Source organism: Salinivibrio sp. AR640 (assembly GCF_001995405.1).
Classification (GTDB): Bacteria; Pseudomonadota; Gammaproteobacteria; order Enterobacterales; family Vibrionaceae; genus Salinivibrio; species Salinivibrio costicola.
Genome location: NZ_MUFD01000007.1, coordinates 85,882 through 98,665, shown reverse-complemented (window position 1 = coordinate 98,665; position 12,784 = coordinate 85,882). Strand labels below are relative to the sequence as shown.

Annotated in this window: 14 protein-coding genes; 7 read left to right on the top strand and 7 right to left on the bottom strand. The window is 50.1% G+C overall.

Going from position 1 to position 12,784, the window contains the following annotated elements:
• The 5 genes from BZG75_RS06025 to pheA all read left to right on the top strand — a co-directional run.
• Positions 1 to 190 (top strand): transposase (locus BZG75_RS06025; protein ID WP_162274017.1); only part of this gene is annotated, 190 nt, incomplete at its 5' end.
• A 42-nt stretch (positions 191 to 232) separates the two neighbouring features.
• Positions 233 to 547 (top strand): YebG family protein, encoded by a 315-nt coding sequence (locus BZG75_RS06020; protein ID WP_077576456.1) that lies wholly within the window; start codon positions 233 to 235, stop codon positions 545 to 547.
• Between the two features lie 223 nt (positions 548 to 770).
• Positions 771 to 1,802 carry a 2,3,4,5-tetrahydropyridine-2,6-dicarboxylate N-succinyltransferase gene (gene dapD, locus BZG75_RS06015; protein WP_077576455.1) on the top strand — a complete coding sequence of 344 codons (1,032 nt, stop codon included), beginning with the start codon at positions 771 to 773 and terminating at the stop codon, positions 1,800 to 1,802.
• Positions 1,803 to 2,197: 395 nt separating this feature from the next.
• Complete coding sequence (hpf, locus tag BZG75_RS06005) at positions 2,198 to 2,548, top strand: ribosome hibernation-promoting factor, HPF/YfiA family (RefSeq protein ID WP_077576453.1); 351 nt, start codon at positions 2,198 to 2,200, stop codon at positions 2,546 to 2,548.
• 258 nt (positions 2,549 to 2,806) lie between these two features.
• Positions 2,807 to 3,991, top strand: a complete 1,185-nt coding sequence (gene pheA, locus BZG75_RS06000; protein WP_077576452.1) for a prephenate dehydratase — start codon at positions 2,807 to 2,809, stop codon at positions 3,989 to 3,991.
• Positions 3,992 to 4,075: 84 nt separating this feature from the next.
• Here the strand turns inward: pheA and tyrA are convergent, their stop codons facing one another.
• Together tyrA and BZG75_RS05990 are read right to left on the bottom strand one after the other, a co-directional pair.
• Positions 4,076 to 5,209 (bottom strand): bifunctional chorismate mutase/prephenate dehydrogenase, encoded by a 1,134-nt coding sequence (gene tyrA, locus BZG75_RS05995; protein WP_077576451.1) that lies wholly within the window; start codon positions 5,207 to 5,209, stop codon positions 4,076 to 4,078.
• Between the two features lie 3 nt (positions 5,210 to 5,212).
• Positions 5,213 to 6,289 carry a 3-deoxy-7-phosphoheptulonate synthase gene (locus BZG75_RS05990; protein ID WP_021022054.1) on the bottom strand — a complete coding sequence of 359 codons (1,077 nt, stop codon included), beginning with the start codon at positions 6,287 to 6,289 and terminating at the stop codon, positions 5,213 to 5,215.
• Between the two features lie 178 nt (positions 6,290 to 6,467).
• On the opposite strand from BZG75_RS05990, the gene BZG75_RS05985 reads away from it, so the two are divergent.
• Both BZG75_RS05985 and btsR read left to right on the top strand, forming a co-directional pair.
• Entirely contained in the window at positions 6,468 to 8,165 is a 1,698-nt protein-coding gene (locus BZG75_RS05985; RefSeq protein ID WP_077459762.1) for a sensor histidine kinase, read from the top strand.
• On the top strand, positions 8,162 to 8,875 hold the full coding sequence (gene btsR / locus BZG75_RS05980) for a two-component system response regulator BtsR (RefSeq protein ID WP_077576450.1): 714 nt from the start codon (positions 8,162 to 8,164) through the stop codon (positions 8,873 to 8,875). The genes BZG75_RS05985 and btsR overlap by 4 nt, the downstream gene beginning before the upstream one ends.
• 21 nt (positions 8,876 to 8,896) lie before the next feature.
• On the opposite strand, the gene BZG75_RS05975 is transcribed toward btsR, so the two are convergent.
• From BZG75_RS05975 to rimM, 5 genes are all read right to left on the bottom strand, one after another.
• Positions 8,897 to 9,286 carry a DUF2799 domain-containing protein gene (locus tag BZG75_RS05975; protein ID WP_077576449.1) on the bottom strand — a complete coding sequence of 130 codons (390 nt, stop codon included), beginning with the start codon at positions 9,284 to 9,286 and terminating at the stop codon, positions 8,897 to 8,899.
• A gap of 127 nt (positions 9,287 to 9,413) precedes the next feature.
• Positions 9,414 to 10,844 (bottom strand): carbon starvation CstA family protein, encoded by a 1,431-nt coding sequence (locus BZG75_RS05970; RefSeq protein WP_077576448.1) that lies wholly within the window; start codon positions 10,842 to 10,844, stop codon positions 9,414 to 9,416.
• Between the two features lie 244 nt (positions 10,845 to 11,088).
• Complete coding sequence (gene rplS / locus BZG75_RS05965; RefSeq protein ID WP_021022059.1) at positions 11,089 to 11,442, bottom strand: 50S ribosomal protein L19; 354 nt, start codon at positions 11,440 to 11,442, stop codon at positions 11,089 to 11,091.
• A gap of 28 nt (positions 11,443 to 11,470) precedes the next feature.
• Positions 11,471 to 12,226 carry a tRNA (guanosine(37)-N1)-methyltransferase TrmD gene (trmD, locus tag BZG75_RS05960; protein ID WP_077576447.1) on the bottom strand — a complete coding sequence of 252 codons (756 nt, stop codon included), beginning with the start codon at positions 12,224 to 12,226 and terminating at the stop codon, positions 11,471 to 11,473.
• A 25-nt stretch (positions 12,227 to 12,251) separates the two neighbouring features.
• The gene (gene rimM, locus BZG75_RS05955; RefSeq protein ID WP_021022061.1) at positions 12,252 to 12,779 is read right to left on the bottom strand and encodes a ribosome maturation factor RimM; all 528 of its coding nucleotides are present in this window, start codon (positions 12,777 to 12,779) and stop codon (positions 12,252 to 12,254) included.
• Positions 12,780 to 12,784 lie beyond the last annotated feature (5 nt).

Here is a 12,784-nt window from a genome sequence, read left to right as displayed (position 1 = left end):
GAAAAAGCACTTACCAGCAATCCTTAATGCAATGCGGCTGAAGGCATCGAATGGCCTGGCGGAAGCTATAAATGCCAAAATCCAATACATGAAGCTTAGAGCCAAAGGCTTTAGAAACAAACAACGGTTCAAGACAGCGATACTGTTCTATTTTGGGGGGCTTGATATGACTTTCCACCATGAACGGTGAAGAGCCATAAAAAGACAGTAAATCAACGAAGAGAGGATAATTATGGCCGTTATCGTCAAGTACGTGGTCGAACGCGAGGGAGAAGAAAAGATGACATTTACCTCCAAAGCCGAAGCCGATGCCTACGATAAAATGTTGGATATGGCAGATGCGATGTTCGACTTGATTGGAGAAAGCGAACTAGTAGACGACGAAGAAAAGCGTGAAGCCTTGTCGCTATACCTTGCTCAACACAAAGACTCGGTCCTCGAGGCGCTGGGCGCCAAACGTAAAGCCGTCAAGAAAAAACCGGCGAAAGCGAGTGACAATAAAACGGATGAAAATAGCGACAACAACAAAGATGCTGACGCTGCCTAGCACTCCCATTGCTAATCCTGTTGGCATCCGCGAAAGAGCAAGCCCACTTGGCTTGCTTTTTTTATGCCTGTCTTCTGATGCCTATGCATCAATGTGAATCGGTGCGCTGACCTGTAAGCATTTTTTCTTTCACCCGCCGTTAAGCGCTTCCAACCACCGCCGCTTGTCTTTAAGATGAAGTGTTTGATGTTTTAAGCCCAACGACACAAGGAGATCTCCCCCAATGGCAAGCTTTGCTCTGGCACTTGGTACCGCCACTCAAAACCAGGACGGAAAAATCATTGAAGCCTATTTCCCGGCCCCCCTGCTCAACCCGAGCGATGATCTGGTGAGTGCCCTAAGCGCGCTAACCGATTATAGCGCCGGTAATCAAGTACTAGCGATTGCACCAGAAACCAGCGCTGCAATCAGTGAAGCCTTCGCCGCCGCTGGCGCGCAAGAGGCAGCTAACTTTGCCAGCAAGGCTCAACAAACCACCCAACCGCTGGTGCTGGTGATCCTCGAAAATGACAGCAAGCCTGCATCGGTTGCAGAAGGCTTTTTGAAGCTACAACTGATCTCGCACCGCTTCGTGAAACCACATGGTGTGGTGCTAGAAGGGCTCTTTGGCCTACTACACAACATTGCTTGGACCAACCAAGGCCCGATCGACTTGCCAGAGTTGCCTGAGCGTCAGATGGAAGCGCGCTTGAAAGGCGAAACGCTGACCGTTGAGTGCGTGGATAAATTCCCGAAAATGACTGATTACGTGGTACCTGCCGGTGTGCGTATTGCCGATACCGCCCGCGTTCGCTTGGGCGCCCATGTGGGTGAAGGCACCACAGTGATGCACGAAGGCTTTATCAACTTTAATGCCGGCACCGAAGGCAAGAGCATGATTGAAGGTCGAATCTCTGCAGGTGTGATGGTCGGTCAGGGCAGCGATATTGGTGGTGGCGCGTCGATTATGGGTACCCTCAGTGGCGGCGGCCAAATTGTCGTATCGATTGGCGAGAATTCACTATTAGGTGCCAACGCGGGTCTTGGTTTCCCATTGGGCGATCGTTGTACCATCGAATCGGGTCTGTATGTCACCGCTGGCACCAAAGTGACCATGCTCGACGCCGACGGCAACGCCGTAGAAAGCATCAAAGCGCGTGATTTGGCGGGCAAAGCGGATCTACTGTTCCGTCGTAATTCAAAAACAGGTGCGGTTGAGTGTTTGACCAACAAGAGTGCGGTTGAGCTCAACCACGAGCTACACGCCAATAACTAATCAAGCGCTCTTTGAGTTCTTGTCAAAGGCGGCCCACTTGGTCGCCTTTTATATGCCCAGTTTGCTTGAGCCACTCTCGTTTCCCCGCAGTGCACCAAAAAACCCAAGCAGATTTGTGGCACATTTTTAACCACAGGTAAAAGGTAGGGAAATACATAGGCGCGACGCGCCCCTGACTGGCGGGTAAATCAGCATTCGTGACCTCTCCCAAGGTAGCATTTTTGTCTTTAAGTTCAAGGGATTTCATGCTTAACAAATGTCAGGATCCGTGAAGGCTCACAGTTCAACTTTTCGTTTTTTCTCCCACCTTTAAACATGAGCCAAGTCACGTTATCAATGGCGTAAAGCGGTAATCTGAAGATGAACCTAATACAGGGGAACAAAGAGGAAAGAGTATGAGAGTGGAAATTGCAGGCAAAAACATCGAAATCACTCCCGCTATCCGTGAGCGCATCGAAAGCCGCTTTGACAAGTTGGCCAAATGGCAGGTGGCACTCATCAATCCTCATGCTGTGATCAGTAAGGAGCCAAACCACCAGTTTAAAGTCGAAGCCAAAGCTGGGCTACCAGGCTCAACACTGGTTGCCTCTGCCGAAAGCGACGACATGTACAAAGCGATTAATGATGTGGGCCAAAAACTCGAGAAGCAACTGAATAAGGTCCAACACAAAGGCGAAGCGCGCCGTAACGATAAATCAGCCGCGACGGTTGCGATGGAAGAAAATCCAGCCGATGAGGAAATCTAACCCTCAGCGCCCCCCTAAATCGCTAAACATGTTAGCCCCGTTTTCGCGGGGCTTTTTGATCCTTGACACGCCTGCCTGCGCCCCATATGGTTAATCCATACGCAAACATAACAACACAACGCCCAATGCTGATTCACGCTCGTTTTTTTCGCTTCTTTTTTATCTCGCTAACGCGGGAGGAAGCGTGCTAAGCCCAATCAGCCTGGCGCACTAACCTCCCAACCGGGAGGTTTTTTTGTATTAGAACAAGGATAATTTATGTCAGACACACCACGCCCACTGGATGAGATACGCACGCGAATAAGCCAGCTTGATCAAGAGCTGCTGACACTATTGGCCGAGCGCCGTCGCTTAAGCCTAGATGTCGCCAAAAACAAAGTCGCGGTGCAAAAACCGATTCGCGATCAAGCCCGTGAGCAAGCCTTATTAGAAAAGCTGGTGACCAAAGCGCAAGATCACCAGTTAGATGCTCACTATGTGCTGAGCCTGTTTCACACCATTATCGAAGACTCGGTGCTGATTCAGCAACGCTATTTACAAAACCTCGCTAACCCCGACAATCAGCGTCCAGTGGCACGGGTTTCTTTCTTGGGCAACCAAGGCTCATACTCCTACCTCGCTGCGCGCCAGTACTTTAGCCGCAAGCAAACCGAACTGGTGGAGATGGCCTGTGACAGCTTTAAAAAGGTGGTAGAAACGGTAGAAACTGGCCATGCCGATTACGGTATCTTACCGGTAGAAAACACCAGCTCTGGCTCAATCAATGAAGTGTACGATCAGCTGCAGCACACGCGTTTATCGATTGTCGGTGAGCTTACGCTGCCTATCGACCACTGCCTGCTGACTGTCGGCGACCAAGACCCAAGCCAAATTGATACCTTGTATGCTCACCCGCAGCCGCACCAGCAATGCAGCGAATACATTGATACTTTGGGTAAAGTGAAGAAGATTTATTGCTCCAGCACCGCTGAAGCCATGCAACAAGTAGCGGATTTAAACCAGCCTAATGTGGCCGCGATTGGCCATGCTGCCAGTGGTGAGTTTTACGGTTTAACCGCGATTAAGGGCGAGATTGCCAACCAACAGCAAAATCACACTCGCTTTATTGTCGTGGCCCGTAAGCCGGTTAAAGTATCATCACTGACCCCTGCCAAGACCACCTTTATTATGTCGACGTCACAACAAGCGGGTTCCTTGGTGGAGTGTTTAATGGTATTGCGCGAGCGTGGCATCAATATGACCAAGCTTGAATCTCGGCCAGTACTCGGTAACCCGTGGGAAGAGATGTTTTACGTCGATGTTGAGGCCAATATGGCTAGCAACCTGATGCAAAGTGCGCTGGACGAACTCACTACTCTTACCCGTTATCTAAAGGTGCTCGGCTGCTACCCGTCAGAGACCATATCTCCCACCGAGGTATCGCTGCCGGACGGCCACGACTAATCTCGAGTAGCCATTAACGGCAAAAGCCCACGATGTGGGCTTTTTGCTGATAATTCAACGCTGAGCGGCGTATTTTACATTAAGCTAGGTCGCGCTGCGATGGGTGGCGTCGTTGGCTTGTCGCAGCAGACCTTGGCTTTCTTGTAAAAAGCGCGGCGCGTAGTCGCCAAACCAGTTTTCGACTTGCGCGAACGCATCGACAAAAGTAGCTTTGTCGTGCTGTTCAAGCAAATCAATCGCTTCGCCAAAGCGCTGGTAAAAGCGCTTGATCATCGCCAAGTTTTGCGGTGAGGACATAATAATATCCGCATACAGCCCCGCATCTTGGGCGAACAAGCGCCCCACCATGGCAAGCTCTAAGCGATAAATCGGTGAGCTTAGCGCAGTCAGCTGATCGAGATTGGGGTTTTCTTCTGCCAGATGCACGCCGTAAACAAACGACGTAAAGTGACGTAGCGCTTGGATCAGCGTCATGCCCTCATCATGCTCAATGGCACTGATCCGGTTTAACCCGGCGCCCCAGATACGAAATTGCTCGAGCAACCATTGGTATGCCTCAGGCTGTCGGCCATCGCAATACACCATTACCTGTTTAGCAAGGCTGGCCACATCTGGGCCAAACATGGGGTGCAGGCCAACCACTGGGCCGGAGTGCACGGATAACATCGATTGTAGCGGGCCGGATTTCACCGAGGTGAGATCCACCAATAAGCAATCGTCTGGCAGCTGGGTCAGTTTACTAATGACCGTTTCCGTGACGTCAATCGGCACTGAGACCACCACCATCCCTGCATCGGCCAGCAGGGCATCGGCATTCTCCCAATCCTCTTTATCCAGTACCGCAACCTGATAACCCGACAAACGGAACAAGCGAGCAAATAAGCCACCCAGCTGGCCTTTACCCCCAATCACCACCACCTGGCGTAAATCTGGATTTAGACACTTAAAGCCAGAGTCATTTTCACTGCTGTAAGACTCACGCATGGTGCGACGCAGCACATCTTCAATTAAATCCGGTGGCACCCCTTGCGACTGTGCTTCTTGACGACGCGAAGCGAGCATCGCCGCCTCACGGTCCGGTGCATAAATGGGCAAGCCATGCTGGCTTTTCACCTCCCCCACTTCTGCTACCAGCTCTAAACGGCGCGCGAGCAAGCTCACCATTTGTTTATCGACATCGTCTATTTGATCGCGCAGTCGGCTGAGTTCCGCCACCATGGTTTAGTCCTGTTGAGTACGTTGTTGAAGAGAGGTTGCCAGCTCTTGGTGAGCATGACGTAACAATTGTTCGGTAGACGCCCAATCAATGCAAGCGTCCGTGATCGACACACCGTACTCCATCTCATCTTTAGACAAATCCGCCGATTGGTTACCCGCGTTAAGATGGCTTTCGATCATCAGACCAATGACAGAGCGGTTACCTTGTTTGATTTGATGGATCACATCTTCTGCCACCAATGGCTGGCGGCGGTAATCTTTACGTGAATTCGCGTGGCTACAATCCACCATCAGGGACGGGTTGAGTCCCGCAGCTTCCATTTGCTGCTCGCATTCGGCGACGGAGACTGAATCGTAGTTGGTTTGCTTACCACCACGTAAGATCACATGCCCATTAGGGTTACCTTGCGTTGTAAGCAGTGCCACTTGCCCCGCTTGGTTGATCCCCATAAACCGGTGCCCAGACGCGGCGGCTTTCATCGCATTAGTGGCGGTGGCCAGATTGCCATCAGTACCGTTTTTAAAGCCGATTGGCATCGACAAACCACTGGCCATTTCACGGTGGGTTTGTGATTCGGTGGTACGTGCGCCAATCGCCGCCCAGCTAAACAGATCACCAATGTATTGCGGGCTGATTGGGTCCAACGCTTCAGTGGCCAACGGGATCCCCATTTGTGCTAAATCTGTGAGCAGACCACGCGCTTGCTTTAAGCCAGATTCCACATCAAAGCTGCCATCCAGATGCGGATCGTTGATTAACCCTTTCCAGCCAGTAGTGGTCCGCGGTTTTTCAAAGTACACCCGCATGACAATAAACAGGTGATCGCTGAGTTCATCCGACAAGGCTTTCAGACGACGCGCGTAGTCTTTCGCCGCTTCAACATCATGAATAGAGCAAGGACCACACACCACCAACAAGCGATGATCGCGTTTATGAATAATATCCGCCACTGTCTCGCGTGCCTCACTGATAGCAGCCCGGGTACTTTTTTCAATAGGGAACTGCGCGCGAAGCTGCTCTGGCGTCAAGAGCACCTGCTCATCACGGATATGAATATTGGTCACCGAATCTTGCTGCATAGCCTTGCCTTTAATGTTCATCATGTTTTACACAAACAATACCAGCCTATATTTTAAAAGCAATACAAACTGTACTTATTTATTTACTATGTAATTAATAATTTACACTAGAGATTACAATAGAGTCTTACAACGGCAACCGTTACTATAGCGCATTGGTTTTTTTGTGTGGGTCGTTATGGCACTGATTCTCTCACTTCTTCAGCAAATGAGCGTCTATCTGGTTATCGCCTATTTGCTCAGTAAAACACCGGCATTTATGCCACTGCTGAGTATTTCGGGGCGACTGTCGCATAAAGTTGTTTGTTATTTTCTTTTCTCTGGCTTTTGCATTCTCGGTACCTATTTTGGCTTGGGGATTCAAGATGCAATTGCCAACACCCGTGCGATCGGCGCGGTCATGGGCGGATTACTAGGCGGCCCATTTGTGGGCTTTTTGGTCGGGCTAACCGGCGGTTTACATCGCTACAGTTTAGGCGGCTTTACTGACTTGGCTTGCGCCATTTCGACCACGGCAGAGGGCTTGATTGGTGGTGTAATGCATCGCTATTTGGTGTCGCGCAATCAAACCAGCCGTTTATTCTCTCCCACAGTCGTGTTAGGGGTAACCTTCGTTGCCGAGTTAGTGCAGATGGCGATTATCCTCGCGGTCGCTGAACCCTTTAGCCGCGCGTATGAACTGGTTAGCGCGATTGCCGCCCCCATGGTGATTGCTAACTCTATTGGCGCGGCGATGTTTATGAGCATAATTGTCGACCGGAAAACCCTGTTCGAGCGCTATTCCGCGGCATTTTCCAGCAAAGCACTCAAAATTGCTGAACGATCGGTCGGCCTTTTAAGCAGCGGGTTTAATCAACAAAGCAGTGAACAAGTCGCTGCCATTATTCAGCAAGAAACCGGCGTTGGGGCGGTGGCGATTACCGATAGAGAAAAGATCCTTGCGTTTACCGGTATTGGCGATGATCACCATCTCCCCGGTACGCCAATTGCCTCTGATTACACCCGTCGCGCGATTGCCGATGATCAGCTGATCTATATTGATGGTGCGGATATCCCCTATTGCTGCTCACTTTCTCCTTATTGCAAGTTGGGATCGGTACTGGTGATCCCGCTACGCGGAGGCGATGGCTATGTATTGGGCACCGTCAAGCTCTATGAGCCAAAACGTAAGCTCTTTTCGGCCATTAATGTCACCATGGGCGAAGGGATCGCCCGATTGCTCTCGAACCAGATTTTAACCGGCCGTTATCAGCGTCAACAAAGTTTGCTCACCCAGGCCGAATTAAACCTATTACGCGCCCAAGTCAATCCGCACTTTTTGTTCAATGCCTTAAATACGATTAGTGCGGTGGTCAAACGCGAGCCAGAGCGGGCACGCCAATTGATCCAACATCTATCGACTTTCTTTCGCAGTAACCTTAAGCAAAACCGCGAGACCGTCTCGCTTGAGCAAGAGCTGAATCACCTCGATGCCTATTTAGAGCTCGAACATGCCCGTTTTGCCGATCGCATGAGTGTGGAGAAGCAGATTGATCCCGCTATCTTGCACGCGGTGATCCCAAGCTTTACCTTACAGCCTTTGGTCGAGAATGCGGTGAAACATGGGATCAGCCAATTGATGGCAGACGGCAAAATTATTATTCGTGGCTGGCAAGAAGGCGAATGCCTGTATTTACAAGTGGAAGACAATGCCGGGCTTTACCAACCCGCAGCACAACACTCAGGACTCGGCATGCGTATTGTTGATAAGCGTGTACGAGGGTTGTTTGGCGGCCAATATGCGCTAAAAATGACCTGTCAGCCTGATATATGGACACGGGCAACCGTCACTTTGCCCTTCACGTATCAAACGCCCAATAAGGAGAGAGAGGCATGATTAAGGCATTGATTGTTGATGATGAGCTGCACGCCCGCGAGGCGTTGGAAGACGAGTTGCTAGTGGTAGGCGGTGTTGACATCATAGGGCAATGCAACAATGCCATTGACGCACTGAAAGCCATCAATCAAACCCGTCCAGACGTGGTGTTTTTAGATATTCAAATGCCGCGAGTGACGGGATTAGAGCTGTTAGCCATGCTCGATCCCGATACCATGCCCAAGGTGGTATTTGTCACCGCCTATGATGAATATGCGGTACAAGCATTTGAAGAAAATGCGTTCGACTACCTGTTAAAGCCCGTCGAAACCGTGCGATTAAAAAAATCATTGGAAAAACTCACTCGTGAGCTACGCCAGAAAAACGACTACCGAGCAATGACACCAACCTTGGATTTGCTTCCCTGTGCGGGACACAGTCGGATTACATTGATCCCACATCAAGAGGTCGAAGTTGCGCGTACCGCCTTAAGTGGCGTCGCACTGCTCACCGCAAAAGGCGAGTCTACCACGCACCTATCACTCAAGGTCTTGGAGGACAAAACCCCCTTAATACGCTGTCATCGCCAATACTTGATTCACCCCGCCGCTATCCGCGAAATCCGCTTACTCGACAATGGCCTTGCCGAGGTGATTACCTCCTCAGCGCATGTTGTGCCGGTAAGCCGACGTTACTTAAAAGCGTTAAAAAATCAATTGGGGCTTAACTAACCCAGACTTATACGCCAGTGCTCAATAAAATAGGCTATTGGATTGGCTTTGAGAATCGTGATGACCACGCTGCCATTCCATTCTAAAACGCTGAGATCCTGGCCGACTTTCACACACGCCCATATACGGATTTCCGTCTAGCCCAAGCTGATAGGCATGAGCAGGATCGCAGTAATCATCAATACCATGGATGTAGCCTTGCTCGTAGTCGAGATAATTTGCATTCATCGGCCCAGTCGCTTTACTTGCCAGGGTTTGTAAATCTTTCACGGATCGCTGTGGCAAACCACGCTGACCATCTTGCTCCCCCAAGCCATACCAATTTTGATCGTCAACCAAGCCTTGGGTGGTAGAAGCAGCGCACCCGGCCAAAAGTAAAACGGCGAATAATAAAAAAAACGTCTGTTTCATACCCTGTCCTACCCTCATAAAAAAGCCTCAGTAAATACTGAGGCTTAGATCTTAGCGTATTTGACTGAATATTGCTTGAAGACCAGTCATATAGCTGAGCGCAGACCCATCAGCTATAACGCCTTACCTATAACTGCTTTTCATTGGCGATTAACTGCGAATTGGGTTTATAACCGATAAAGAACCCAATCGTAGCGGCAACGGTTGCCCCGACACCAATCATGGTAGCGATATTCATCGGTAAGCTAAAACCGATTTCGGCATTGGCCAAATAAGTGACAGTTACCGCGGTCATAAACATCGCAGGAATGGTGCATACCCAGTGAAATTTGTCGCGTTTAATCAGATAAGCCGCCGCAGCCCACAACATGATCATCGCGGTAGTTTGGTTAGCCCAGCCGAAATAACGCCAAATCACGCCAAACTCCGCTTTGGTGATCAAAAAGCCGACCACAAACATGGGGATCGCAATCATCAGGCGCTTCACCATCGGCTTTTGCTGAATATTCAGAAAGTCGGCGATAATCAGACGCGCAGAACGGAAAGCAGTGTCGCCAGAAGTGATCGGCAACACAATCACCCCTAATACCGCCATAATGCCGCCGACCGTGCCAAGTAGCGAGGTGGAAACCTCATGCACCACCGCTGCCGGGCCACCGTTAGCGAGCGTTTGATTAAGCGCGTCACTCGATTCATAGAAGCTTAAGCCCAGACTACACCAGATAAGCGCAATCACACCTTCACCAATCATGGCGCCATAAAAGATAAACCGGCCTGACTTTTCATTCTGCATACAACGCGCCATTAATGGCGATTGGGTGGCGTGGAAGCCTGATACCGCACCACAAGCGATGGTGATAAACAGTAATGGCCATAGTGGCAGATCGGTCGGATGGAAGTTGGTGGCAAAATCGAGCCCTTGGCTGTAGAAGCTGTGATCGCTGACGGCCAAGCCGATAATCAAGCCCACCGACATAAAGACAAGCAAAGCGCCAAATATAGGATAAAAACGGCCAATAATTTTGTCTATCGGCACCACGGTGGCCAATACATAGTAGGCAAAGATAATGCCCACCCACAGCGCCACGCTCATTTCTGACAGACTACCTAACAACTTGGCTGGACCGAGCACAAACACCACGCCCACCAGCATCAAGAGTAACACCGCAAAGAAGTTCATAAAATGTTTAGCGAAGTTACTGAGATGCTCGCCCACGACAGAAGGGACAGATGCGCCATTGGCACGCACACTGAGCATACCAGAGAAATAATCATGCACGGCGCCGGCAAAAATGCAGCCAAACACAATCCATAGCATGGCAACAGGGCCATATAACGCACCGAGTATTGGGCCAAAAATCGGACCGAGGCCTGCAATATTAAGCAGTTGAATCAGATATACTTTCTTATCTGACAGTGGCACAAAGTCCACACCATCGTTCATGCTCATGGCCGGGGTCGCTTTTTGCGGTTTTGGCCCAAAAATTTTGGTAATGAAAGTGCCGTAGGTAAAGTAGCCGACAATCAAGGTCACTACGCAAAGTAAAAACCAGGACATAATTGCTCTCCGTGTCGTTAGCAGCGCTGCTGCCAATCTTTTAGTAGGGGACAGATGCCATTTTGCCGATTGCGTTGTCGAATACACGCGCTTTAACGGCGAGTGGTCGCCGGTGCAGATAAACGGTTGTAAACAGGATTAAGTGGTGAGGGCGGTGAAGGGTGAGGTGTGAATGAGCCGATTGGCCATTAAAAAAGCCCGTCCTACAGGACGGGCTTTTGAGCAATAAACGCCATAGGGGCGATTACTTCTTGTTAAGACGCTCTTTGATTCGAGCTGACTTACCAGAACGCTCACGCAGGTAGTACAGTTTGGCACGACGTACTGCACCGCGACGTTTAACAGTAATGCTGTCGATAACTGGCGAATGGGCTTGGAAAGTACGCTCTACACCTTCACCGCTAGACATTTTACGTACGGTAAATGCAGAGTGTAGACCACGATTGCGCTTAGCGATAACCACACCTTCATATGGCTGCAGACGCTCACGGTTACCTTCTTTTACTTTAAGCTGTACCAGGACAGTGTCACCTGCTTGAAACTCAGGCAGGTCTTTTTTCATTTGCTCGTCTTCGAGCTGCTTGATGATGTTACTCATTATTTATAACCCTAGAATAAACTGAAACTCAATTTGATTCGGCACTTGCACGATGTTCTTTGATGAACTCGGCAAGTAGTGATTCCTGTTCGTCAGTCAGAGCTAGGTTTTCCAGGAGCTCTGGTCGTCGTAACCAAGTGCGACCTAGCGATTGTTTTAATCGCCAGCGACGAATGTCCTTATGATTACCGGATTTTAGCACCTCTGGTACCACCAACCCATCTAACACTTCAGGACGCGTGTAGTGTGGACAGTCTAACAACCCATTGGCAAAGGAATCTTCCTCTGCTGACGCCATATCGCCTAGCACACCCGGTACAAACCGAGCAACAGCATCGACTAACGTCATCGCGGGCAGCTCGCCCCCACTAAGCACAAAATCTCCCACTGACCATTCTTCGTCAACGTGAGTTTGAATAATGCGCTCGTCTACCCCTTCGTACCGGCCACAAATCAAAATAAGTTTATCATTGCTCGCCAGCGACTCGACCCCCGCTTGATCGAGCTTGCGCCCTTGCGGAGAGAGGTAAACCACTTTCGCTTTATCGCCTGCGGCTTGTTTAGCGGCATGAATCGCATCGCGCAAAGGCTCTACCATCATTAACATGCCCGGGCCACCGCCGTAAGGTCGGTCATCGACCGTACGGTGTTTGTCGTGGGTGAAATCACGCGGATTCCACGTTTCGACGTTTAACAACCCTTTTTTTACCGCTTGGCCCGTGACTCCAAAATCAGTGACCGCTCGGAACATTTCTGGAAACAGGCTGATAATGCCAACCCACATATTTCCGCTCGCTTACTGTTGGAGTTTAAAAACCAGGATCCCAGTCAACTTCGATCCGTTGAGCAGTGCGATCAATCGACTTGATGACCTGCTCTTCAAGGAACGGAATTAAGCGTTCCTTTTTACCAAAAGCATCTTTCAGGTTGGCTTTAACGACAAGCACGTCGTTCGAGCCTGTTTCAAGCATGTCAGTCACAGTGCCGAGGTGATAGCCTTTTGCATTCACCACGTCCATACCAAACAGCTCACGCCAATAAAACTCTTGATCTGATAAAGCAGGAAGCGCTTGTGCACTGACTGCAATCTCAGCGTTGGTCAGCATCTGCGCGTCTTCGCGCTGATCCAGCCCCGTAAGTTTGGCGACATACCCTTTATTGTGGCGTTTCCAGTCTTCGACCTCGAAACGTTGCCACTGCCCGCGCACCTGGATAAACCAGGGTGAGTAGGCAAAAATGCTTTCAGCATCTTCAGTGTAAGAAAAAATCTTGAGCCAGCCTCGTATGCCGTACGACGAGCCTAGCTTGCCAACGACAATCGTCTCTTGCTCACTCATTTCTT

What these genes read in the sequence shown, in the direction of transcription:
- trmD (WP_077576447.1), bottom strand. Translation starts at nt 12,226, where the DNA reads ATGTGGGTTGGCATTATCAGCCTGTTTCCAGAAATGTTCCGAGCGGTC.
- BZG75_RS05975 (WP_077576449.1), bottom strand. Translation starts at nt 9,286, where the DNA reads ATGAAACAGACGTTTTTTTTATTATTCGCCGTTTTACTTTTGGCCGGG.
- btsR (WP_077576450.1), top strand. Translation starts at nt 8,162, where the DNA reads ATGATTAAGGCATTGATTGTTGATGATGAGCTGCACGCCCGCGAGGCG.
- rimM (WP_021022061.1), bottom strand. Translation starts at nt 12,779, where the DNA reads ATGAGTGAGCAAGAGACGATTGTCGTTGGCAAGCTAGGCTCGTCGTAC.
- pheA (WP_077576452.1), top strand. Translation starts at nt 2,807, where the DNA reads ATGTCAGACACACCACGCCCACTGGATGAGATACGCACGCGAATAAGC.
- hpf (WP_077576453.1), top strand. Translation starts at nt 2,198, where the DNA reads ATGAGAGTGGAAATTGCAGGCAAAAACATCGAAATCACTCCCGCTATC.
- BZG75_RS05970 (WP_077576448.1), bottom strand. Translation starts at nt 10,844, where the DNA reads ATGTCCTGGTTTTTACTTTGCGTAGTGACCTTGATTGTCGGCTACTTT.
- rplS (WP_021022059.1), bottom strand. Translation starts at nt 11,442, where the DNA reads ATGAGTAACATCATCAAGCAGCTCGAAGACGAGCAAATGAAAAAAGAC.
- tyrA (WP_077576451.1), bottom strand. Translation starts at nt 5,209, where the DNA reads ATGGTGGCGGAACTCAGCCGACTGCGCGATCAAATAGACGATGTCGAT.
- dapD (WP_077576455.1), top strand. Translation starts at nt 771, where the DNA reads ATGGCAAGCTTTGCTCTGGCACTTGGTACCGCCACTCAAAACCAGGAC.
- BZG75_RS05985 (WP_077459762.1), top strand. Translation starts at nt 6,468, where the DNA reads ATGGCACTGATTCTCTCACTTCTTCAGCAAATGAGCGTCTATCTGGTT.
- BZG75_RS05990 (WP_021022054.1), bottom strand. Translation starts at nt 6,289, where the DNA reads ATGCAGCAAGATTCGGTGACCAATATTCATATCCGTGATGAGCAGGTG.
- BZG75_RS06020 (WP_077576456.1), top strand. Translation starts at nt 233, where the DNA reads ATGGCCGTTATCGTCAAGTACGTGGTCGAACGCGAGGGAGAAGAAAAG.